The organism is Zobellia galactanivorans (genome assembly GCF_000973105.1).
In the GTDB taxonomy this organism is placed as follows: Bacteria; Bacteroidota; Bacteroidia; order Flavobacteriales; family Flavobacteriaceae; genus Zobellia; species Zobellia galactanivorans.
In genome coordinates, this window is the sequence record NC_015844.1 from 5,309,321 (window position 1) to 5,332,753 (window position 23,433).

The window sequence follows — 23,433 nt, forward strand, 5'->3', positions numbered from 1 at the left end:
TTTTACAAGTATATAGATCAAAGATTTTTGCTTGACCAGAAATATCGAAAAAGAACGACTGTACTAAAAACGGAAGTTCTGAGTTATAATGAAGGTTTTAGGTGTTAGTGAAATTGTTTTAACGTGGACAAAAAGACAAAAAGACTCTATTTTATAGACGCTATGCGGGCATGGGCCATTCTAATGATGCTACAAGGGCATTTTATTGATGGTTTGCTAGACCCTATGTTTAGGGACACTTCAAATGTCGCTTTTAATATCTGGAAATATTTCAGAGGCATAACCGCTCCGGTATTCTTTACCGTTTCAGGCTTTATATTCACCTTCCTTCTCATCAAGGGAGACAAAACCGGACTCCAAAACCCTAGGGTCAAGAAAGGGGTCAAAAGAGGTCTCGAACTCCTATTTATAGGCTATTTACTGCGAATGAACCTTTTTGGCCTTCTACAAGGCAAGATTTACGATTCGTTTTATTTGGTAGACGTATTGCATTGTATCGGTCTTTCCTTATTAGGGATTATAGGTATATACCTACTTACCCAGAACAGAAAGAAATTTGTCTTTCCAACGGTATTGCTAGGAATCACCCTTACGCTATTCCTTTTTGAACCGACTTACAAAACGTGGGGCTTCTCCTTTCTACCCGATGCCTTCGCCAACTATTTAACCAAGAACAACGGCTCCGTTTTTACCATCATACCTTGGTTTGGTTATGCCGTTTTCGGTTCGTTTCTATCGATTATCTTTACCAAGTTCAAAGATTTTAAATACCTCTATTTTGTAACCATACCGCTTTTTGCCGCCGTGGGCATGGCCCTTGTTTCGTATTCATCGAAGTTATTTTTGTTACTTTCGCAAACAACGGGTTTACAACTGTTTGCCGATATCTATTTTAATAATTACTTATTCATACGACTCGGTAATGTCCTGGTTGTTTTTAGCATTTTTATGCTTATACGCGGAATACTTAAAAACAGCACCCTACTCAAAATCGGACAAAGCACCTTATCGGTATACATCGTTCACTTTATTATCCTTTACGGAAGTTTTACAGGAGTGGGACTCTACCGGTTTTTCCACCATTCGCTCACACCTGCCGTAGCGATTTCAGGAGCCTTGTGCTTTATGGTCATATGCACCTTTACCGCACTTCGCTACGAAGACAATAAAGAGGTGATACGGCTCAAAATAGCCACATCGGTAAGGTTTGCCCTGGTAAAGGGCGAAGTATTGGCGACCAGTGGATTCCAGACAGCTAAAACCCTATTCTTTAGATTACTTAGACGGGTCGGTTTGGCAAAAAACTAACCCTGATATATTCTCTTAAAAAAAGACATAAAAAAGCCCCGGATGAACTTTCACCCGGGGCTTTTTTAATATTAAACCAAGATTTAAACGTGCAAGGCACGGTTATCGGTAGCGGCAAGGGCCGCTTCTTTTACGGCTTCCGCAAATGTCGGATGCGCATGGCTCATTCTAGAGATATCTTCCGCAGACGCCCTAAACTCCATGGCCGTAACCGCTTCGGCAATCAAATCGGCAGCACGTGCCCCGATCATATGTACACCTAAAACTTCATCGGTTTCCTTATCGGCCAGGATTTTTACAAATCCGTCCAAATCCATACTGGCTCGGGAACGTCCCAAGGCACGCATTGGAAATTGTCCTGTTTTATACGCCACACCAGCTTCCTTCAACTGCTCTTCCGTTTTTCCTACAGAAGCAACTTCAGGCCAAGTATAGACCACACCAGGTATTAGATTGTAATCGATATGTGGTTTTTGTCCCGACAATTGTTCGGCAACAAAGGTTCCTTCCTCTTCGGCCTTATGTGCCAACATCGCACCTTTGATCACATCGCCAATGGCGTAAATATTAGGGGTACTGGTTTGCAAGTGGTCGTTTACTTCAATTTTTCCGCGCTCATCGATTTTAACCCCGGCAGCTTCTGCGTTCAGTCCATCGGTATATGGCCTACGCCCTACCGACACCAGACAATAATCGCCTTTCAACTCTACTTCCTGTCCTTTTTTATCATCGGCTTTAACGATAATCTCATCGCCTTTTCTTTCTACCGATTTTACTTTATGGGATACATTGAGTTTTACTTTTTGTTTTTTCAAAACCTTGGTAAGCTCTTTTGAAAGTCCCGCATCCATGGTCGGAATAATACGATCCATATATTCCACTACGGTAACTTCGGCACCCAAACGCTTATACACTTGACCAAGTTCCAAGCCTATCACCCCACCACCGATAACGATTAAGTGTTTCGGTATTTCCTTCAACTCCAAAGCCTCCGTAGAGGTTATGATACGTTCTTTATCTATTTTGATAAAAGGAAGTGTAGAAGGTTTGCTTCCTGTGGCTATGATGGTGTTCTTGGCCTCGATAGTTTCCGTACTACCATCATTTTTTTTGATATTTATATGTGAAGCGTCCTTAAAGCTTCCGAATCCTTCAAAAACATCGATTTTGTTTTTGTCCATCAAGAACTTCACACCGTCACAAGTCTGCTTTACCACAGCGGCCTTTCTTGCGATCATCTGCCCAAGGTTAACTTTTATCTCACCCGGTATATCGATACCGTGCTCTTCAAAATGCTTTATCGCATCTTCGTAATGGTGCGAAGAATCTAACAAAGCTTTTGACGGTATACAGCCAACATTCAAGCAAGTACCGCCCAATGTGCTATATTTTTCGATAATTGCGGTTTTCATGCCCAACTGCGCACAACGAATGGCAGCAACATACCCTCCTGGTCCTGAGCCAATAATGGCCACATCGTATGAACTCATAAAATTTTCTTTGTGTTTGAAATACAAAATTAACACTATTTTCCGGTTTGAGGTATCCTTTGACGATTAATACAAAAGTTGCACAAACGACTCCAAAATCGTAATATTACCTCATAGCTAAACCGTAATTAATGACAGAACAAAATTCTGGGGAGCACAGGGAAAACGAAAACATCGTAAAAAATAAGGAATTGAACATCTGGGAAGCCTTAACCCCTGTCCTTGCCCTTGTTGCAATGCTAGCTTACAACGTTTACGTTTACGGAGACGATGCCCTAAGCGGTTCCAATCAGTTTATACTCTTGCTTGGTGGCGCCGTAGCCGCCGTCGTAGGGATATTCAACAAGGTCTCTTACAAACAAATGATGGCAGAGGTCGCCGAAAACCTCAAGTCTACTAGCGGAGCCCTTCTCATTCTACTCATGGTAGGGGCCTTGGCCGGCTCATGGTTAATAAGCGGTATCATTCCCGCCATGATCTATTACGGACTCCAGATTTTAAACCCCACTATATTTTTAGCGGCCTGCGTAGTAATATGTGCCATAATATCGGTCGCCACCGGAAGCAGCTGGACCACTTCGGCCACCGTAGGTATTGCCCTGATCGGCATTGGGGACGCGCTCGGCATTTCCTTGGGTATGACCGCAGGTGCGGTACTATCAGGCGCCTATTTCGGAGACAAACTCTCGCCTTTGAGCGACACTACCAACCTGGCCCCGGCCATGGCAGGAGGGGAACTCTTTGAACACATCAAATACATGTTATATACTACGGTACCCACCATAAGCGTAACCTTGATCTTCTTTATTATTTTAGGGCTTACCGCCGAAACCACAGGGTCTGCCGATATCGATTCGATCTTGACCTCCATCGACTCATCGTTCAATATTAGTCCATGGCTCTTCTTGGTCCCGATCATAGTAGTCGTATTGATCGTAAAAAAAACACCGCCACTTGCCGCCCTTTTGATCGGCACACTTTTGGGTGCCCTTTTCGCCTTGATTTTTCAACCCGAAGTTGTAGCCGGCATTACCGGAGCCAAAGAATTAACCATCAAGTCGGGCTACAAAGGCGTTATGAACGCCATTACCGTTGAAACTTCGGTTCCGACCGATAACGAAACCCTGAAAGACTTGTTTTCCGCAAAAGGAATGGCAGGTATGCTCGGCACGATATGGCTGATTGTATGCGCTATGGTTTTTGGAGGGATAATGGACGGCATAGGCGCCCTCGACCGTATTACAAAATCACTTTTGGATATGGCCAAAACGACCTTCGGACTGTTCGCCAGTACGGTAGGAAGCTGTTTAGCCCTGAATATTACCGCGTCCGATCAATATCTCGCTATCGTGGTTCCCGGAAAAATGTTCAGCAAGGCCTATGCCGACAAAAATTTGGCTCCCGAAAACCTGAGCCGAACCCTTGAAGATTCCGGTACGGTAACTTCCGTATTGATCCCTTGGAACACTTGTGGTGCTTATCACAGTGGTGTTTTAGGGGTAGGTACGGCAGAATACGCCCTATTCGCCGTATTCAATTGGTTAAGCCCCATTGTAACCTTGATTTTCGCCGCTTTCCATATCAAAATCAAACAGCTGGTTACAAAATAACCCACTTTCCGGAAAAACTTTGACCTCCCTACAAATTCAATATTAACAAAAAGAAAAAATATATGCCATATTATTGTCAATTCGTTAATTTTTAGGATTTAATATTATCACAATCCCACCAAAACACACAACACCTTCCCTGCATACATAATAGCTATCACAGTATTGATTTTTTAGATGCCCTACCGCTTTTTTCACCGCAATATTCCTGTAATTTTGTAGTAAATTGAAACTAAAAAATATTTGACTATGGCTTTTGTAGGTAAAAAATTTCCAAACTTGAGTGTTAACGCAATGAACGAATTAGGCGACACATTCAAATTGAACGTTTTAGAGGAAGCTCAAAAAAACAACAAGAAAGTTGTTCTTTTCTGGTACCCTAAAGACTTTACATTTGTTTGCCCCACCGAATTGCACGCTTTTCAAGCGGCTTTAGGTGAGTTCGAAAAAAGAAACACTTTGGTAATCGGTGCTTCTTGCGATACTGCAGAAGTGCACTTTGCTTGGTTGAGCACAAGTAAGGATAACGGTGGTATCGAAGGCGTTACCTATCCGCTATTGGCAGACAGCAACCGTAACCTTGCCTCTACCTTGGGTATTCTTGACATTACCAACGAGCAGTACGATGAAGAAACAGGTGTTATTACCGTTGAAGGCGATAACGTAACCTATCGTGCCACTTACCTTATCGACGAAGAAGGTACCGTGTTCCACGAAGGAATCAACCACATGCCCTTGGGCCGAAACGTAAACGAATATTTACGTCTTATCGATGCCTATACCCACGTACAGGAAAAAGGTGAAGTTTGCCCAGCAAACTGGGAAGAAGGTAAAGATGCAATGACCGCCGACAGAAAAGGTGTTGCCGAATACCTTTCTACACACTCCAATTAATCTAGGCCTTACAAACCTAAAGAAAACCGCTTGTATCAGCTTTATACAGGTACAAGCGGTTTTATTACAAGTCTAATCATTTACGAATTTTAAAACCTAGGATTATGGTGCTAGAATTAGAACAAGACAATCTGCAAGATATCATTGCGGAGAAAAAGAACGTAGTAGTGCAATATTCTGCCGGCTGGTGCGGTAATTGCCGTATCATGAAGCCTAAATTCAAAAAAGAGGCGGCGTCTCACGAAGATTTGACGTTTGTAATCGCTGATGCGGAAAAATTTCCCGAAAGCCGAAAACTGGCCAACGTTGACAACTTGCCTACATTCGCTACTTTTATCAATGGGGAGTTAAAAAACCAAGTACAAACGAACAAATACGATGTTCTAAAAGAATTGATCAGTGAAGTTGCCAGTAATTAAGCATTTGACAAACTTTATCGAAGAGAACGACGAAGATTTTGTTATCGAGACCATCGAAACACTAGAGGCCTTGACCGAGGTACCTTCTTTAAAAGACGAAGAGCTAGATGTGATCGGCGAGTTGATATCGAACATGTACGGAGCCATTGAAGTGCACAAAAGCATAAAGGAAGGCAAACCAAAAAAAGAGGCGCTCAATGAATTTATGCAGCGTGTTATGGGGGCTATCGACAAATAGACCCAGTAAAAAAACAGCTTTACATTTTACCGAAAAAGTGAAACAACCTTTGATTTTCAAGAGAATCGAAATAGTTGTTTCACTTTTTTGTTTTGCCCCTCTTCTTCTTTATAAGGAGATTTCTTTCGTACACCTCTATATTTAGCTATTATTTTTTTAATTTCACGCCCAATATAAACAGAACATATCATGGCTACAGTAACCTTAAAAGGAAACGAAATACACACATTGGGAAACCTTCCCGCAACCGGAAGTAAGGCCCCTGTTTTCACCTTGGCGAAAAACGACCTTTCTTCCGCATCACTTTCCGACTTTGCGGGCAAAAAGGTGGTTTTAAACATATTCCCAAGTGTCGACACAGGTACTTGTGCACAATCTGTACGGCAGTTCAACCAAGAAGCGGCAGAACTTGAGAATACCGTAGTTCTATGTATATCAAAAGATTTACCGTTTGCCCAAGCCCGTTTTTGTGGTGCCGAAGGCATTGACAACGTTATAATGCTCTCCGATTTTCGCGATGGCAGCTTTGGCCAGGCGTACGGACTTACGTTTTCAGACGGCCCATTGGCCCCACTACACTCAAGATCTGTAGTGGTGATCGACGAATCGGGTAAGGTTATCTATACCGAACAGGTCGGTGAAACCGTAGATGAACCGAATTATAAAGCGGCCCTTGAAGCTTTAGCAGATGCCTAAGGAAGAGTCGTTTGTTGTAAACCGAATAAAAAGTGTGGGCTTCGCTTTACGTGGGGCCCTTCTTTTGATTCGTACCGAAGCAAGTATTAAAATCCAGGTATGCTTGGCCATTGCCGTTACCATTGCCGGATTTTACTTCAACATATCCCCTACGGAATGGATGTTTCAAATCTTTGCGGTCTCATTGGTCGTCGGAATTGAAGGAGCCAATACCGCAATAGAAAAAATATGCGACTTCATCCATCCCGATTTTGACAAAAGAATAGGTTTTATAAAAGACATCTCTGCAGGAGCAGTAATGCTGGTCTCCATTGGGGCCATTGTCATAGGCTGTATTATTTACATACCGAAAATATTCTAGCGCTCCCCTATTAAATGGTGTAGGGTATTATTCGCTAGACAAAGACATTTTATTTGTTAGATTTTAAGAACATATATCGACTGAACGAATATGCCGTAACCTTATACCGCATATTTCTGGCCTACATATTTTATTTTGTAGCACGACTCTTATTTTATCTGTACAATCAAGACCTATTTAAACTAGGGGGCATTGGCGATTTGTTGGCCTTGTGCTTTTGGGGACTTGCGTTCGATACCACCGCAATATTGTACGTAAACCTCCTGTTCATTGCCCTTAGCCTTCTCCCCTTATGGGTGAACACTTCCAAAACGTACCAAAAAACACTGCTGTGGATCTATATGACCACCAACCTGATAGCCTTTGCTACCAATTTCGTTGATTTCATATACTACAACTATACCTTTACCCGAAGTACATTCGCCTCTTTTGAATCGCTTGAAAACGAAAAAAATAAAGAAGAGCTACTACTATCCTTTATAACGGATTACTGGCACGTATTCCTTATTTTCTTTATATGCGCCTTTATTTGGGTCAAACTATACAAAGGTGTTAAGGTTCGAGAAGCCGTCCCTTCCAAAAAGTTGCCCTATTTCTTAAGCTCGGTAGCTGCCCTTTTAGTTACCGCTGCCCTCGTTGTGGGGGGCATACGTGGTGACTTTAAACACAGCACTAGACCTATCAACATGGTTGATGCCAGCAGACATGTGAAGGTTCCCGAACATGCCAACATTGTTCTCAACACACCATTTGCCTTTATCAGAACGGTCAAGTCTTCCGACTTTAAGCGAATGGAAGGCGTGCCCCAAGCCGTTATCGACTCTACCTTTCATCCTATAAAACAGTATAAGGATAGCGTTCCCAACAAACCCAATATCGTTCTTTTTATATTGGAAAGTTTTGGCCGTGAATATTTAGGTTCGTTCAATAAGGATATGAACATAGACAACTATGTAGGCTACACCCCTTTTATCGATTCGCTCGCACAGCATAGTCTGATTTTCCCCAATGCCTTTGCAAACGGAAGAAAATCGATTCACGCCATGTCATCGATCCTTGCCGGTATCCCTTCGTTTAAAATAGCCTATACCTCTTCCCCATATGCCAATAGGGAAATAAAATCGATCATCTCTGCCGTTAACGAAATGGGCTACGACACCTCTTTCTTTCACGGTGCCCCCAATGGCTCCATGGGCTTCCTAGGTTTTGGCAACGTGCTTGGATACGACCATTACTACGGGAAAACCGAATACAATAACGATGAGGATTTTGATGGTATCTGGGGCATTTGGGACGAGCCCTTCCTTCAATATACCGCCGATGTACTCTCAGAAAAACAAGAGCCTTTTTTCTCAACGATTTTTACGGTCTCCTCACACGCCCCTTATCAGATTCCCGAAAAATATAAAGGAAAGTTTCCAGAAGGGACTTTAGACATACACAAATGTGTGGGGTATACCGATTACGCACTAAAGCAGTTCTTCAAAAAAATAGAAAACGAACCATGGTACAAGAATACCATTTTTGTGATAACCGCCGACCATGGCAACCAAATCTATTATGAAGAGTATCAAAAAATAGTAAATCGTTATGGCGTGCCCATTCTTATCTTTGACCCGAACGGAAAATACAAAGGCGTAAACCGCGATTTGGCTCAACAGATAGACATATACCCTACCCTGGTATCACTTACGGGCTATCAAAAACCGTTTAGAAGTTGGGGCCGAAGCTTGATTTCCGATACGATCCAGAAACCCTATGCCCTATCGAACACCAGTACCAATTTTCTTTTTATGAGAGACAGCCTTATTGTAGTTCGTAACGACGAAAACACTTTAGGTCTTTACGATATAAAGGATAAGGGCCTTATAAACAACATTGCCAAGAAAAACCCGTTTAAGACCAAAAAGATGGAAGAGATGACCAAAGGGTTTATTCAAGATTACATGAACCGCATCCTCGATGGTCGTTTAGATGCCGAAAACAGTACAGAAACGGAATAACCCATAAGTTTAAAACAAGTGGGCATTTTATAAAATCGAAAAGACTTTTCGCAATCCTTACGTCGAAAACTTCGTAATACGTATTTTTGCACCCAGTGGAAAAAAAGTAATGGCCAAAAAGAAAACAACGACAACAAAAAAGAAGACAAGTTCTAAAAAGGTAAGCCTCGGGCTATCGAAACAGAACAAGATCATATTGGGAAGCCTTCTGATACTGTTCAGTATGGCCCTGTTCTTCTCGTTCGTATCTTATTATTTTACTTGGCAAGACGACCAAAGTTTACTTTCTGAATTTGCCAACCGAAACGAACAGGCCAAGAACCTGCTGAACAAATTCGGGGCCAGTGTAAGCCACTTCTTTGTTTACAAAGGTTTTGGTGTCGCTTCATTGATACTTACCGTAATGCTATGCATAACGGGCCTCTACCTCTTTTTAAGCCTTGACAAAAAGGGCCTTTTGAAAAAGTGGATATGGGGACTCATTTTTATGATATGGATTTCCATTGCCCTTGGCTTTTTTGCCGAGACCAAACCGCTTTTAGGGGGACTGGTAGGGTATGAAATGAACGATTTCCTACAAGACTACACAGGAAAGATAGGCGTGGTACTCATCCTTATTTTCGGCCTGATCTTTATTTTGGTCCGCTTCTTTAAACTTACGCCAGAAGGGGTTGCCAGTGCCTTTAAGAAAAAGACCTCTAGTTTAAAATCGGAATTAAAATCAACTGGGGAAGCCGAGCCTGCCACTGCTCCCGCCCCTGCAAAGGAAGCGGTAACCAAAGCGGAAAAAGAAGAGCCCATAGTGCTCGACACCTATACCCATAAAAAAGATATCCCCCCCCTAAAGACCGAAGTGGAGCCCATTGACGATTTTGAGGTGACCGTTCCCGTGGAAGAAGAAACCGAGGAAGACCTCGCCATGGAAGTCGAGAAAATTGTGGAGGAAAAAGAAGAGTCTACCAATATTGCCGATAAATTGGTTGAAGATTTCGGTGAGTTCGACCCTACCCTAGAACTGGGCAATTACAAGTTCCCTACCATGGAACTCTTGGATCAACATGGGGTTACGGGCGGAATTACCATCAACCAGGAAGAACTGGAAGAAAACAAAAACAAGATTGTAGATACCCTTAAAAACTACAAAATAGGAATCTCCCAGATCAAGGCTACCATTGGTCCTACCGTTACACTTTACGAAATTGTTCCCGAGGCCGGGGTTCGAATTTCAAAAATTAAAAACCTAGAAGACGACATAGCCCTTTCATTGGCTGCCCTAGGAATACGTATCATCGCGCCAATTCCCGGAAAAGGAACCATCGGTATTGAAGTGCCGAACAAAAATGCGACCATAGTTTCCATGCGGTCCGTCATCGCTTCCAGCAAATTCCAAAAGGCCGAAATGGAACTGCCAATAGCGTTCGGTAAGACCATTAGCAACGAAACCTTTGTTGTTGACTTGGCAAAAATGCCCCACCTGCTGATGGCCGGTGCTACGGGACAAGGTAAATCGGTAGGTTTGAACGCCGTACTGACCTCCCTCCTGTACAAAAAACATCCAGCCGAGGTGAAATTCATATTGGTGGATCCAAAAAAAGTAGAACTTTCCATCTATAACAAAATAGAGCGCCACTTTTTGGCTAAATTACCCGATTCCGAAGAGGCGATCATCACCGACAACGCCAAGGTAATCAACACCTTGAATTCCCTTTGTATCGAAATGGACAACAGGTATGAACTGTTGAAAGTTGCCATGGTGCGTAACCTCAAGGAATACAACGCCAAGTTCAAGGCGCGGAAGTTGAATCCCAACGACGGACACAAGTACTTGCCTTATATCGTTTTGGTCATTGACGAATTTGCCGATTTGATCATGACCGCCGGAAAGGAAGTAGAAACGCCTATTGCCCGTTTGGCGCAATTGGCCCGAGCCATCGGTATACACCTTATTATTGCCACCCAAAGGCCTTCGGTCAACGTAATAACCGGTATCATCAAGGCAAACTTCCCTGCCCGTATAGCCTTTAGGGTAACCTCAAAAATCGACTCAAGAACGATCTTGGATGCCCAAGGTGCCGACCAATTGATCGGTCGTGGTGACATGTTGTACACCCAAGGTAACGATGTTACCCGTATCCAATGTGCTTTTGTAGATACGCCCGAAGTAGCCAAGATTACCGAATACATAGGGGCTCAGAGAGCTTACCCGAACGCCCATGAACTACCCGAGTACTCTGGGGAAGATTCTGGCACAAGTATTGATTATGATATTGCCGACCGCGACGCGATGTTCCGTGAAGCTGCCGAGGTCATCGTAACGGCACAGCAGGGTTCGGCCTCATTGATCCAACGAAAACTGAAATTGGGTTATAACCGCGCCGGCCGTATCGTAGACCAGTTAGAGGCAGCAGGCATTGTAGGTCCGTTCGAAGGAAGTAAGGCACGACAGGTTTTGGTGCCCGACCTTACCGCATTAGATCAATTATTAAGCAACGAACGCTCGTAACACGAGTTATTAACTTAAAACGTAAAATGAAAAAGATTTTTTTACTATTTGCCTTGGTATTGCTATCAAATTCAACCTTTGCCCAAAATTCCGAAAAAGCAAAGGCACTCTTGGATGATGTGTACAACAAAGTAAAGAGTTACGACAACATATACGTAGATTTTAAATACGTACTGAACAATTCAGAGGCGGGCATCAACCAGGAAACACGTGGAGAGGTAACCCTCCAAGGCGATAAATATCTCGCCAATATCTTTGGCACCACCCAATTGTTCGACGGTTCTAAGGTGTACACCATTATACCGGAGAACGAAGAGGTTACCATTGACGATAAATCAGAAGATGAAAATGCACTGACCCCGGCAAAAATGTTGACCTTTTACAGGGAAGGCCACAATTACGGAATGGACATTTTACAAAATGTCAATGGCAGGAAAATTCAGTATGTAAAGCTCACCCCTATCGATACCAATTCTGAAATAAAGACTATTTTATTGGGTATCGATGCCGAAACAAAGCATATTTACAAACTGATAGAAACCGGTAAAAATGGAACGACCTCGACCTTTACCGTTAATTCTTTCAAAACGGACCAGCCTTTGTCAAAAACCTTGTTTACTTTTGATGAGGCGAAGTACAAAAATGACGGGTACTACATAGTAAGAAATTAATATTGCCACATTGAGAATTCTAGACCGATATATTTTATCGCGGTTCCTTTATAATTTTTTGAGTTCGTTCGTAATATTGATGTTCATCTTCATATTTCAAACGATATGGTTGTTCATTGATGATTTTGCGGGAAAAGGTCTAGATATTGCCATTATAGGCAAGTTTTTCTTTTATATGATGCCCAGCTTAACGGAGAAGGTTTTACCCCTGACCGTTCTTTTGGCCTCTATACTTACTTTTGGAACCTTGGCGGAGAACTACGAGTTCGCCGCAATGAAAGCCTCGGGTATTTCACTTCAACGCTCCATGCTCAGCCTCATTATCTTTATGGCCATATTAGGAGGGGTCACCTTCTATTTTGCCAATAGCGTTATACCGGCTTCCGAACAGAAAATCTACAATATGCGGCGCAACATTGCCAAGGTAAAGCCCGCTGCCGCTATTGAAAAAGGGGTGTTTAGCGATTTTGAGGGAATGAGTATCAAGGTAGATGAAAAATACGGTGAACAAGACCGTTTTCTGAAGAACGTAATTATCCACGAAAAATCGGCCTCCAATGTAAACGTAACGGTCATCAAGGCCAAAACGGGCGAACTTATCAGTAGCCAAGATTCCGAACTTATTCAATTGGTTCTACGTGACGGTCACGATTACCGGGACATGGATAAAACCAAAAGCACCGAAAAAAGAAAATACCCCTTTACCAAGACCAATTTCGAAGTCTATCGAATGAATATCGAAATTCCAGAAATGGAGCAAGACCTTGAAGAGGAAAGTGTATCGAATCGTGAAAAGATGAAAAACGTTTCACGATTGCTAAAGGATATGGATTCATTGGAGACCGATAACCGAAGGATCGTTCAGGCCTTTTCGAAAAACATTGTCTACCGAATGGGAGCCTTTATTCCCCTTAGCCCGGCAGATACCATAGCTAGACAAAAAGAAAAACTGCCGAAACCAAAGGAAGCTGCAATCGACACTATCCAAAAGAAAGCGACCCCCGACATAACGACGGAAGCAAAAGTAGACAGTTTAGAAACCACTACGGAAACGGCAGAAAAAGAGCAGCCTCCCGTAAACATCATCGATTTCTTTAAAGATTGGCAAAAGATCCAAGTGATGAATTCGGCGAAGAATTCGGTATCGAATATCATGACTTCTATCGAAGGTAAAAAACAGGAACTCGACAAACGATATGAAATACATAGGCGACATGTTTTTTCCTTACACGATAAGTACGCCTTGGCCCTTTCGTGTATTATCTTATTTTTTGTAGGTGCCCCATTGGGTGCCATTATACGAAAAGGGGGTATTGGCCTACCAATGGTAGTAGCCATCTTACTGTTCTTAGTCTATTACTTTTTAGGTGTATTTGCCGAAAACTATAGTTATAAAGGAAACATTCACCCCATTATAGGAGCTTGGTTACCATCAATGATCATGCTGCCATTGGGAGTTTATCTAACACAACGTGCAACGGCGGACAGAGGTATGATGAATCTCGGAAATGCCTTTGACCGTATCAAACGTCTTTTTTCAAAAAAAGACCAATCCGAAGAAGAAGAATGAGTACCGACATGGATAAGAAAAGTCAATTGAATACTATAGAGGAAGCGATTGAAGAAATTCGAAAAGGCAATGTCATTATCGTTGTAGATGATGAAAACAGGGAGAATGAAGGCGACTTTTTGGCCGCTGCGGAACTGGCTACGCCCGAAACCGTGAATTTTATGGCGACCCACGGCAGAGGATTGATCTGCGCCCCACTAACCGAAGGTAGGTGCAAAGAATTGGGCCTACATATGATGGTCAGCAACAATACCGACCCTATGGAAACCGCCTTTACAGTGTCAGTAGATTTGCGCGGTGGCGGAGTTACCACAGGTATTTCGGCAGCGGACAGGGCCAAAACGGTTCTTGCCCTGACCAAGGAAGACACCAAACCGCACGATTTGGCACGCCCAGGACACATCTTTCCCCTTGTAGCCAAGGAAGGGGGCGTTCTAAGAAGAACGGGCCACACAGAGGCTGCGATTGACTTTGCAAGGCTGGCCGGACTCAAACCTGCGGGCTACATTGTTGAGATCATGAACGAAGACGGAAGCATGGCCCGCCTACCCCAACTCTTGGAGGTTGCCAAAAAGTTCGACTTAAAGATCGTTTCCATTGAAGATTTGGTAGCCTACCGAATGGAACATGACAGCCTTATCGCCAAAAAAGAAGATTTTGATATCGATACCCGTTTCGGAAAGTTCCGATTACGCGCCTACCAACAGACGACGAACAACCACGTACATATTGCGTTGACCAAAGGCTCTTGGAAAAAAGATGAAAAGGTACTTACCCGAATCAACTCGACCTTGGTCAATAACGATATCTTGGGCACGCTTACGAACAATCCCGATGCCAAGCTCGAAGATATGTTCAATGCCATCAATAAGGAAGGAAAGGGCGCCATTGTATTTATAAACCAAGATGCCGAATCGCTCAACCTATTGTCCCGATTGGCCGAACTAAAGGAACTACAGAAAAAAGGAATTCGAAAAGCGCCAAAAATAGATATGGATGCCCGCGACTTTGGTATCGGCGCACAAATTCTCCACGATTTGGATATCGCCAAAATGAGAATCTTATCCAACTCGCCCCAAACCAAACGTGTGGGTATCGTAGGGTACGGCCTTGAAATCGTAGAATACGTCGGGTATTAGAACATCTTTCTCCTTCGTTTTATTTTATCAGCTGACTAGGCGGATATCCGAACTGCTTTTTAAAGCAGCGACTAAAATATAGGGGATCACTAAAGCCTATAAGGCTGGTGACCTCCGATACGTTGTACTTTTTGGTCCGTAGCAATTGGGCCGATTTTTTCAGTCGAATGGTCCGTATAAACTCATTGGGCGCCAAATCGGTAAGTTCCTTGATCTTTCTATACAATTTGGACGAACTCATACCCAATGCCTGACAGAGCAAGGAGGTGTTCAGGTCGCTATTGCCCATGTTCTCATGTATCAGTTCCGTCAATTTTTCCATAAAAGACTGATCTATGGGCGAATGGGTCAAGGTATTTACCTGACTTTCGATTTCTTCGGAAAACCTATTTTTCAATTCTTTTCTAGAATTGATGATGTTTTCAATCCTCGTCTTTAAAAGCGAAGGATCAAAAGGCTTGACCAAATACCCATCCGCTCCCGAGCTATATCCTTTGATCTTGTCATCGTTATCCGATAGGGCCGTTAGAAGAATGACGGGAATATGGCTTATATCGGCATCGTTCTTCAAGGCTTTACAAAATTCGAGCCCGTTCTTGACCGGCATCATAATATCGGCAATACAGATGGCGGGCTTTACCTTTAAACATACCTCTAGCCCCTTCTTCCCATTTTCCGCCTCAAAGACCTTGTAGTAATCGGACAGGTAATCGACCAAATAGCTCCGCAGTTCGGCATTGTCCTCTATGATCAATATCCGCTCTTTTAAATGGGTACTTTGGATGATTTTTTTGGCGGTGATGAGCTGTGGCGACTCTTCCACGACTTGGCTTTTTTCGTAATCGAATACCTCATCGTCATCGTAGGCCTTTCGATCTATAGGAAGCTTTAAGGTAAACACACTGCCTTTGTTAAGCTCACTTTCAATCGTTATTTTTCCCTTATGCAATTCAACCAAGGCCTTTACCAAAGAAAGACCTATGCCCGATCCCGTATTAAGGCTGGTACTGTTCGGGGCTTGATAGAATCTAGAAAAAACCTTCTCTTGGCTTTCTTTGGGAATCCCGATACCATCATCACTGACTTCAACCAGAAGGTGTGCTCCGCCTTTTTCTTCCTTTACTTCTATAAAAAGGTCTACATGCCCATAACCCTGGGTGAATTTTAAGGCATTGGACAAAAGATTGTAAAGCATTTTGTCAAACTTGTCCCTATCGATATAACCTTCGATGTTTTGGTGTTCACAGATAAGATTGAAGTTTATTTTTTTGTCGTCCGCCAGTTCCTCAAAGGAGCGAAAGGTGTTTTTGGTATAAAGAAGAATATCGGTCTTGGTCACCTTCAAACGCAATTCACCGGACTGCGCCCTTCTAAAATCCAATACTTGGTTCACTAAATTCAGTAATCGATTTGCGTTTTGATGAATCAGGTTGTACCGGCTCTGCTGAAAATAATTACCGGAGTCCTTTCCATCTTCTATCAGTTGCTTTGCAGGACCGAGAATCAGTGTCAATGGAGTTCGTAACTCATGCGATATATTCGTAAAGAAACGCAGCTTTTCGTTGTTGAGTTTCTCATCGCGTTCACGTTTTACCTTCTCCATCAACCATTGTTGCTTGAGCACTATTCGTGCCCGTATCTGTTTACGGATAAGGTAGAAAGCCAGGGCCAGTACCAAAAGCATCAGAAAAAACGCTTTATATGTAAACCAAAATGGGGGAAGAATTTCAATCTGGTACGAAGACACATCGCTCCATACCCCATGACTGTTCATAGCCCTTAGCTTGAACACATAATCGCCTGAAAAAAGATTGGTATACTGAACGGTGCGTTGCCTGACATCTACGGTATTCCAGTTTTCATCGAAGCCTTCAAGAATATAACTGTATCTGTTTTGCCTTCCGTTAACGTAAGAGGGACTCGAAAAGGTAAGCGAGAAATTTTTGTTCGAATTCTCCAGTACCAGCTTTCGGCCTAAATTAATATCGGATTTCAATATTTCTTGGCCGTTGACCACCGAACCGATCTCTACCGCCTTGTTCTGTACCCGAATACTTGAGATAATAGGCTTGGGCGCGTATTCGTTCACCGAAAGTCCTTTTGGGGAAAAGGTGATTACGCCATCCTTCCCTCCTAAGTACATATGGGTCTCATCGGCATAATAGAAACCTCGTGTACTGAATATATCAAGTCGGTTTCCACTTTCGGTATGGTACAATTTCAATTCTTTTGACGCAATGTCGAGCTTCCCCAAATTATTATTGTTCATATTAAGCCACAAAAAACCATCTTTTTGGGCCACAAAATTGGTGACCCAACGGTCTTTTAGGCCATCGATATCGGTAATGGGAACAAAATCATCAAGCGAAACATCGTAGTAACAAAGTCCTTTTCGAGTAGCCGCCCAAACTTTACCGGAAACATCTATGGCTATATCGCTCACATTATTATGGGGTACTCCGATATGGTCTTCCGAACGGGCCTCAAACACCTTGACCTTCATTGACGACTTATCATAACAATAGGCGCCCATTTGGGTAGCGAACCAAATTTTTTCATCGCTCTCTTTAATAGCGTTAATGTCTAGGCCAGGCAGCAAATTGCCGAAAGACGTATCGACCTGTTTGGTTTTTACATCTAAGACCACGGCCCCTTCACCATGGGACCCAATGACCATATGCCGATTTCCCAAGGGCTCAAAAGCCAAAATAGGGGCTTTATCAATCCCCACATCGATCACCTTATTGGTTTTCCTTACATAATCATAAATAAGAATTTTCCCGTCCCATAGACCACAGTAAAAGACTTTGCCGTCTATAGAAAACATACTTGCGATATCTTTCGCGGTTTGATACAGAGGAATATAACGATTGCCTTCGGAAACAAAGAGACCGTTATGACGTGTAGCCACTATTATTTTTCCGTCAAAAGTTTTCGAAAAATCACGTATACGCGGAACTTGATTATCGATATAACGACTGATCGAAGTATTGTAGGTAAACTGGTTTTCGTAAGGGTCGTATTTATCAAGGCCTTCTTCCGTACCCACCCAAAGCACCCCCGAAGCATCAAAATACAAGGCGGAGACCAAGTTATCGACTAGGGAATCATCATCTGACAACTCGGAAAAATACCATTGGTACTTTTGCTTACGTAAATCTTCCAATTCGTCGACTTGAACAATCCCTCCCAAGGTTCCGAGCCAATATTTCCCGTTAGGGGCCTTGGCTATTGAAATAAAGTAAGGCCCAAGTTTGTCACGCACCCCCATATCCTCTATAGGAAGGTCTTCAAAACGGTCTTCGCTGGCGTTCAGCTTAAACAGGCCATTTCTACTGCCTACAAAAAGATCGGCTTTATGATCTTCATAAATGAAATTTATATAAGGGTTGGACTCCTTTAAGTTCTCCGGTAATAAGGAATACTGCTTCACCTGAACGATAGAGCCTAGGTTGTCCAAAGAAATCCTGGCGATGCCTACGGCCCCATAACTCCCTACCCATATATGTCCTTTTGAATCTTCAAAAATCTCCTTGATATAGGTAAATCCTTCCAGGGGCACCTTGCTAAAGCTCTCGTTATGGGAATCGTATATAAAAAGCCCTTGATCTTTGGTACCGACCCACACCCTTTTGAACGAATCGATATGCACCGACCTGATTTCCTTATCCTGTAACGAACCTACATTTGCAGGGTCGGGCAAAAAGACCTTGAACCTATAGGTATTCAAATCAAATCGAGCGAGCCCATTTCGCGTTCCGATCCAAAGTTGGTTTGCCTCTTGATCAAATTCCAAGGCGGTAATATCGTCATTTGGAATGGTGTTTTCCGATGGCGAAGCGCTGGTATACGATTTAAACTCATATCCATCAAAGCGGTTCAGGCCAGAAAAGGTACCGAACCATAAAAAACCATTATTATCTTGAACAATATGCCTGACCGAATTATGGGAAAGTCCACTTGCATCGTTATAATGTTCAAATTTTAACGATTGCCCATGCAGTCCCCATATGGAGACTATAATCCAGAAGATGCATGTTAATCGATAGCCCATTAATTTTTTGAATTGTGACTACAATTTATGACATTAAAGAAGAACTGCTAGCCCATACGTCATTAATCTAGCTCGGGCCTATGTCCGACCATGTTAAAATCCAATACGGCACCTTTCTCGAGGAGGTCGTGGGAAACACTGTATGCATTGTATTCTTCCCCGTTTAGTTGAATTCCGTTTACATAGACCTTTCCCGAACTGGCCCCTTTCGCATTTATAGTCAGCTTATTACCGTTGGTAAGATTAATCACCACTTTATCGAAACTAGGACTCCCGAATTCATATTTTGGGTTTTCCTCGGTTCCCCCGTTCATTTGAAACAATCCAATTTTCATAAGCACGGCCAAACTGCCCATCAGGCCTTGATCTTCATCCCCGTTATAGCCGGTAGCCGGCGACAATCCTCCAAAAACGGTTTGCGCCACCTTTCTCGACCAGTATTGGGTCAGGTCGGGCCTATCTAGCTTATTGAATACAAAGGCCGTTTGTATGGAAGGCTGGTTCCCGTAGTTGATGGGGATATTGCGATATTCGGGATGCAGTTCCTGCGAATGTGAACTCCCTGCGGTAAAGCCTAACTTCTCGGCCTGTTCGAATTGCATATTCAATTTTTTGGCAGCTGCTTCCTTCCCTCCCATTAACGCGGCAAGTCCTTCTTGGTCATGGGGTACGAACCATGTGGATTGTGCCCCGTTCGATTCAATAAACCCGTTTTCATGCTCGTACGGATCGTAATTTTCACGCCATTTGCCCGAAACATCTTTAGGTCGCATCCATCCTACGGAAGCGTCGAATACATTTTTATAATTATCGGAACGCTTCATGAAATAGGAATAGTCCTCAAGGTATCCTAGCTTTTTTGCCAATTGGGCCAAGGTCCAATCTTGATAGGCATACTCCATGGTCATGCTCGCCCCATCTTGGTGGCCACCGAATCTTCCCTCTGGAATGGGGTGTGGTACATATCCGTTCTCTAAGTAATATTTGAGTCCGCCACCTATCGTTGTATGGTGTTCATACCCTGCTTTGCCCATAATACCACCTAGCATATGGTTTTTCTTTAAAGCTTGGTAAATCCCTTCTAAATCTTCAGTAATCAGACCTTTTTGGATGGCACTTACAACAAACGGTGTAGACGAAGCACCGGTCATTACATAGGTGTAATTTCCTCCGGATGGCCCCCTTGGCACCATTCCCCCATCTTTATAGTATTGTAGGAGCGAATGCACAAATTCTTCCATGATTTCGGGATATACCAAGCCCCAAAGCGTGTTGATGGTCCATTGCGCACCCCAAAAGGAATCGGAATTGTAATGATTGAATTGAGGCTTTCCACGGTCGTCGAGAGGCAATTGCCCTACTCTAAACTCCTCCCCCGTATTATCGGGGTAGGCCCCATTGACATCGCTGATGATCCTTCGGCCTTGAAGTCCATGCCACAAATCCGTGTAAAACCTTTTTCTGGCGGTCTCTGTACTGCCCTCGACTTCTATTCGTGCCAGTAGACCGTTCCATTCTTTTCTAGAATCTTGAACGACCTTATAAAAGTCCCAATGCGGCAATTCGGCATCGATATTCGCCTTGGCATTGGCAACAGAGGTATACGAAATACCGGCTTTCATAAGAACTTCATCAACACCATCCTTTAAAAAGACCAAATAATTCCCCGTGGTTTCGTCACGTTCTATCGAATCGATCCCAGAATTGAAGTCTATGGCAAAAAAGAGTTTTACGGGTTTGGGCCTTCTACTTGTTTCAGTGATAAGCAATTCCCCTATCAAGGAACCGTTCCCCACAATTTCAAGTCGTCCGTCAGTATTTTTATTAGGCCCCAACATTCCGTTTAAATTAAAAAGTACGGCCGGTCTTTTTCCTTTTTTAGGAAAGGCATATTTATGTAATCCCACACGTGTTGTACTGCTGAGCTCAACATTGATATTGTACTTTTCCAATTCTAGATAATGATACCCAGGGGAGACCTTTTCCTTGTCATGGTCAAACTTAGACCGAAAATCGGTGAATATCTCTTTTCTATTGGTATCATCTATGGTTACCGGCATAACCGACAAACCTGAAAGTTGCCATGCATGGATATGGCTAAACCCCTGAACGGTGTCTACCTTGTACCTATACCCACTTCCCCAGGCACCATCCACTTCGGTATCGGGACTCAAGTTGACCATTCCGAACGGCCTACTCGCCGACGAAAAGAAGAACCATCTTGAATTTTCAGTATCGAGCTGAGGGTAGACCATATCTACAGGTTCTACCATCTCAACTGTTTGAGGGCCTTGGTTTTCAGCCCCACAAGACGAGAGTGCAACCGCTAATGAGATGCAAATTCCGTATAGGGAAACTTTTGAAAATAAATTCATATAAAGAGTTTCTTTAGCTTTTTGTATTAAGGTTTAAGGTGATTTGATCTAACATTTGAAAAGTTGGGAAGCCATTGTTGGGCCTTCTTATTTCAGGGTTGTACCAATTCTTCCATTTTACTTCTTTGTCACCGGTTTTTCGGTTACGATAAATGATCTCCAGTTGTTCTTTTGCTTGTGGCAACAAGGCTTGGGCATCGTTCAAAAACTTATCGTCACCCGTGTCTTCGAACTGTTTCTTAAAGACGGACATGTCGTGCAGGGTTTGTTCAAAATCGACCAAATCTTGATAAAGGCGAGCAGGAAGATAGATATAGTCGTGGTAAAAATTCTTGTTCCTCTTCACTTTCCCCAATCCTTTTTCGGCTTCTTGAACGGCCCTATTTATTTCTTGCCGTATGAACCTGACACGCTCCAAATCGTTCTCGACCCTTTTATAGTCATGCGCTACAGGTAATTTTCCGGGACGTTGAATAGGGCTATCGGATAAATAGGATATGGCTTCCCTTATTTCCCAAAGGTGCTGTACATAGCCTATCCTTTCCTGTTGTGCCCTGTGTAAATATTTCATCGATGCTACTGCATGTTCGGCACTTTCCCCATCAAAATAGCCTTCCGTCCATTTTTTGTAAAAAGCATCCGCCTCAAAACTGTTGGGGGAATTACAAACCTCGGCATAAGCTTCGATGTTTAAAAGAAAGGGTCTAAAATTCTGTCCGTTTACCAGACAAAACGTATCGGCATCATATCCTGAGAACATCTCTTTCATTACCGATTCTACTTTTTCAGGATAAGGGTTATGCACGGTATGGTTCAGCCAAAACCCGGCATGCATATAGGTACCGAAATCGTAACCATCGGTGGTATCGGGATAATATTCAAAATCGCCAAACCCATGGTCGGACCATGCCACAATCCAATCTTTAGGAGGTCGGAAGCCATCGTTCCACATTTCCATTCCATCGGAATAACAAACCAAGACCTTATCGGCATTTGGTTTATAGGCATCCACCAAATCACCAAACGCTTTATATACCTCATTGAACACCTCTACCTTATCTTCCCCGCAACTACTTTCGTACTCCCAATCCCACACTTGGTGTCTGGGGCGTAAAATAAAAATATCGGTTTTACGCAATGGGGTCTCCTCTAAATAATAACGCCATGCGGTCAACCAGTCTTCCTTATAATCGGCCCAACAAGTAGCTTTATCGGCCGACATAGGGTGTATTTGATAGCCAAGGGCAAAATCTATAGCCACCTTCATCCCTTTTTTCTGTGCGTAGTCTATCATCTTTTCTACATAGGCGATATCTAGCTTGTAATCGGTCAGTTCTTTATATTCCGGACGAATAAAAAATTCGGGTCGTCCCAGCATATCAAAAATTTGGATGGCATTGTACCTTAGCCGTACCAATGAATTGATCATTTCGGTATAGCTCTCCCAATCGTACGACAGTAAATCGCCCCTATAATTGGCCAACTCATCCACATCGTTTTCAAAGTAGCAAAGCAAGGGTACTTTAGGAGGTGCTATTTTTCTATCCGTAAAATTAAAGAGGTCTTTTATCGATTTAGGTGTAACTTCCTTACCGGTCCAATATTGCAAGGGATCGATACCCAGCATTTCGTTTGAATAGTCGTAAACCGCATATTGAAAGCCCTGTACATCGGAACCTGCAATAACGATGACCTCCTCTTCTCCCTGTAACGTTGTTTTCGCCCATATACCTCCCCTAGGACCAGGTGTTTCTTTTGTAATCTTAATTTTACCCTCCTCGTTCAGCACGGCAATCAGATCATTTGAAGCCGGAGTTCCCAATACGATTACGGCTCCCTTATCGGTAAGGTCGTTGACATCGGAAACGATATGGACTTTTGCCGATACGGTTTTCTCTAAATCTTGTTTAAAATCGTCAACCGCATTGCGTTCCGTTTCACTTGCCCCTTTACCTATCACTAAAAAACAGGAAGTTGTCTTTTCTTTGGAGAAGGAATAAAACAAGAGCACACCCAGAACCGCAAGTACTATGAGGATTCGGCTAAATCGTAACGTTCTTATCATTTTATGGATTATATACTGGTCTTAGCATTGGGGGCAT

16 protein-coding genes are annotated in these 23,433 nt (G+C 43.0%); 12 read left to right on the forward strand and 4 right to left on the reverse strand.

The window, feature by feature from the left end:
• Positions 1-123 precede the first annotated feature (123 nt).
• The gene (locus ZOBGAL_RS21660) at positions 124-1,308 is read left to right on the forward strand and encodes a heparan-alpha-glucosaminide N-acetyltransferase domain-containing protein (protein WP_013995928.1); all 1,185 of its coding nucleotides are present in this window, start codon (positions 124-126) and stop codon (positions 1,306-1,308) included.
• Between the two features lie 83 nt (positions 1,309-1,391).
• Here the strand turns inward: ZOBGAL_RS21660 and lpdA are convergent, their stop codons facing one another.
• Positions 1,392-2,798, reverse strand: a complete 1,407-nt coding sequence (gene lpdA / locus ZOBGAL_RS21665) for a dihydrolipoyl dehydrogenase (protein ID WP_013995929.1) — start codon at positions 2,796-2,798, stop codon at positions 1,392-1,394.
• Positions 2,799-2,929: 131 nt separating this feature from the next.
• On the opposite strand from lpdA, the gene nhaC reads away from it, so the two are divergent.
• The 11 genes from nhaC to ribB all read left to right on the forward strand — a co-directional run bounded on the left by nhaC (position 2,930) and on the right by ribB (position 14,902).
• Complete coding sequence (nhaC, locus tag ZOBGAL_RS21670; protein WP_013995930.1) at positions 2,930-4,408, forward strand: Na+/H+ antiporter NhaC; 1,479 nt, start codon at positions 2,930-2,932, stop codon at positions 4,406-4,408.
• 249 nt (positions 4,409-4,657) lie between these two features.
• Positions 4,658-5,302 carry a peroxiredoxin gene (locus tag ZOBGAL_RS21675; protein ID WP_013995931.1) on the forward strand — a complete coding sequence of 215 codons (645 nt, stop codon included), beginning with the start codon at positions 4,658-4,660 and terminating at the stop codon, positions 5,300-5,302.
• A 104-nt stretch (positions 5,303-5,406) separates the two neighbouring features.
• Positions 5,407-5,721 carry a thioredoxin family protein gene (locus tag ZOBGAL_RS21680; RefSeq protein WP_013995932.1) on the forward strand — a complete coding sequence of 105 codons (315 nt, stop codon included), beginning with the start codon at positions 5,407-5,409 and terminating at the stop codon, positions 5,719-5,721.
• The gene (locus tag ZOBGAL_RS21685) at positions 5,702-5,959 is read left to right on the forward strand and encodes a DUF6952 family protein (protein WP_013995933.1); all 258 of its coding nucleotides are present in this window, start codon (positions 5,702-5,704) and stop codon (positions 5,957-5,959) included. Before ZOBGAL_RS21680 ends, ZOBGAL_RS21685 begins: the two co-directional genes overlap by 20 nt.
• Positions 5,960-6,148: 189 nt before the next feature.
• The gene (tpx, locus tag ZOBGAL_RS21690; protein ID WP_013995934.1) at positions 6,149-6,655 is read left to right on the forward strand and encodes a thiol peroxidase; all 507 of its coding nucleotides are present in this window, start codon (positions 6,149-6,151) and stop codon (positions 6,653-6,655) included.
• A complete protein-coding gene (locus ZOBGAL_RS21695) occupies positions 6,648-7,016 on the forward strand; it encodes a diacylglycerol kinase (protein ID WP_013995935.1) in 369 nt (122 codons plus the stop codon). Before tpx ends, ZOBGAL_RS21695 begins: the two co-directional genes overlap by 8 nt.
• A gap of 53 nt (positions 7,017-7,069) precedes the next feature.
• Entirely contained in the window at positions 7,070-9,019 is a 1,950-nt protein-coding gene (locus tag ZOBGAL_RS21700; RefSeq protein ID WP_013995936.1) for an LTA synthase family protein, read from the forward strand.
• A gap of 109 nt (positions 9,020-9,128) precedes the next feature.
• Positions 9,129-11,522: an FtsK/SpoIIIE family DNA translocase gene (locus ZOBGAL_RS21705; RefSeq protein ID WP_013995937.1), complete on the forward strand. Its 2,394-nt coding sequence runs from the start codon at positions 9,129-9,131 to the stop codon at positions 11,520-11,522.
• A gap of 26 nt (positions 11,523-11,548) precedes the next feature.
• On the forward strand, positions 11,549-12,193 hold the full coding sequence (locus tag ZOBGAL_RS21710; protein WP_013995938.1) for a LolA family protein: 645 nt from the start codon (positions 11,549-11,551) through the stop codon (positions 12,191-12,193).
• 79 nt (positions 12,194-12,272) lie between these two features.
• Positions 12,273-13,763, forward strand: coding sequence for an LptF/LptG family permease (locus ZOBGAL_RS21715; RefSeq protein ID WP_013995939.1), 1,491 nt, complete (start codon positions 12,273-12,275; stop codon positions 13,761-13,763).
• Positions 13,764-13,771: 8 nt separating this feature from the next.
• Positions 13,772-14,902, forward strand: coding sequence for a 3,4-dihydroxy-2-butanone-4-phosphate synthase (gene ribB / locus ZOBGAL_RS21720; protein WP_084724411.1), 1,131 nt, complete (start codon positions 13,772-13,774; stop codon positions 14,900-14,902).
• A gap of 19 nt (positions 14,903-14,921) precedes the next feature.
• Here the strand turns inward: ribB and ZOBGAL_RS21725 are convergent, their stop codons facing one another.
• From ZOBGAL_RS21725 to ZOBGAL_RS21735, 3 genes are all read right to left on the reverse strand, one after another.
• A complete protein-coding gene (locus tag ZOBGAL_RS21725; protein ID WP_013995941.1) occupies positions 14,922-18,956 on the reverse strand; it encodes a hybrid sensor histidine kinase/response regulator transcription factor in 4,035 nt (1,344 codons plus the stop codon).
• Positions 18,957-19,018: 62 nt separating this feature from the next.
• Positions 19,019-21,331: a GH92 family glycosyl hydrolase gene (locus ZOBGAL_RS21730; protein ID WP_013995942.1), complete on the reverse strand. Its 2,313-nt coding sequence runs from the start codon at positions 21,329-21,331 to the stop codon at positions 19,019-19,021.
• Between the two features lie 13 nt (positions 21,332-21,344).
• Positions 21,345-23,396 carry a glycosyl hydrolase 115 family protein gene (locus ZOBGAL_RS21735; RefSeq protein WP_013995943.1) on the reverse strand — a complete coding sequence of 684 codons (2,052 nt, stop codon included), beginning with the start codon at positions 23,394-23,396 and terminating at the stop codon, positions 21,345-21,347.
• Positions 23,397-23,433 lie beyond the last annotated feature (37 nt).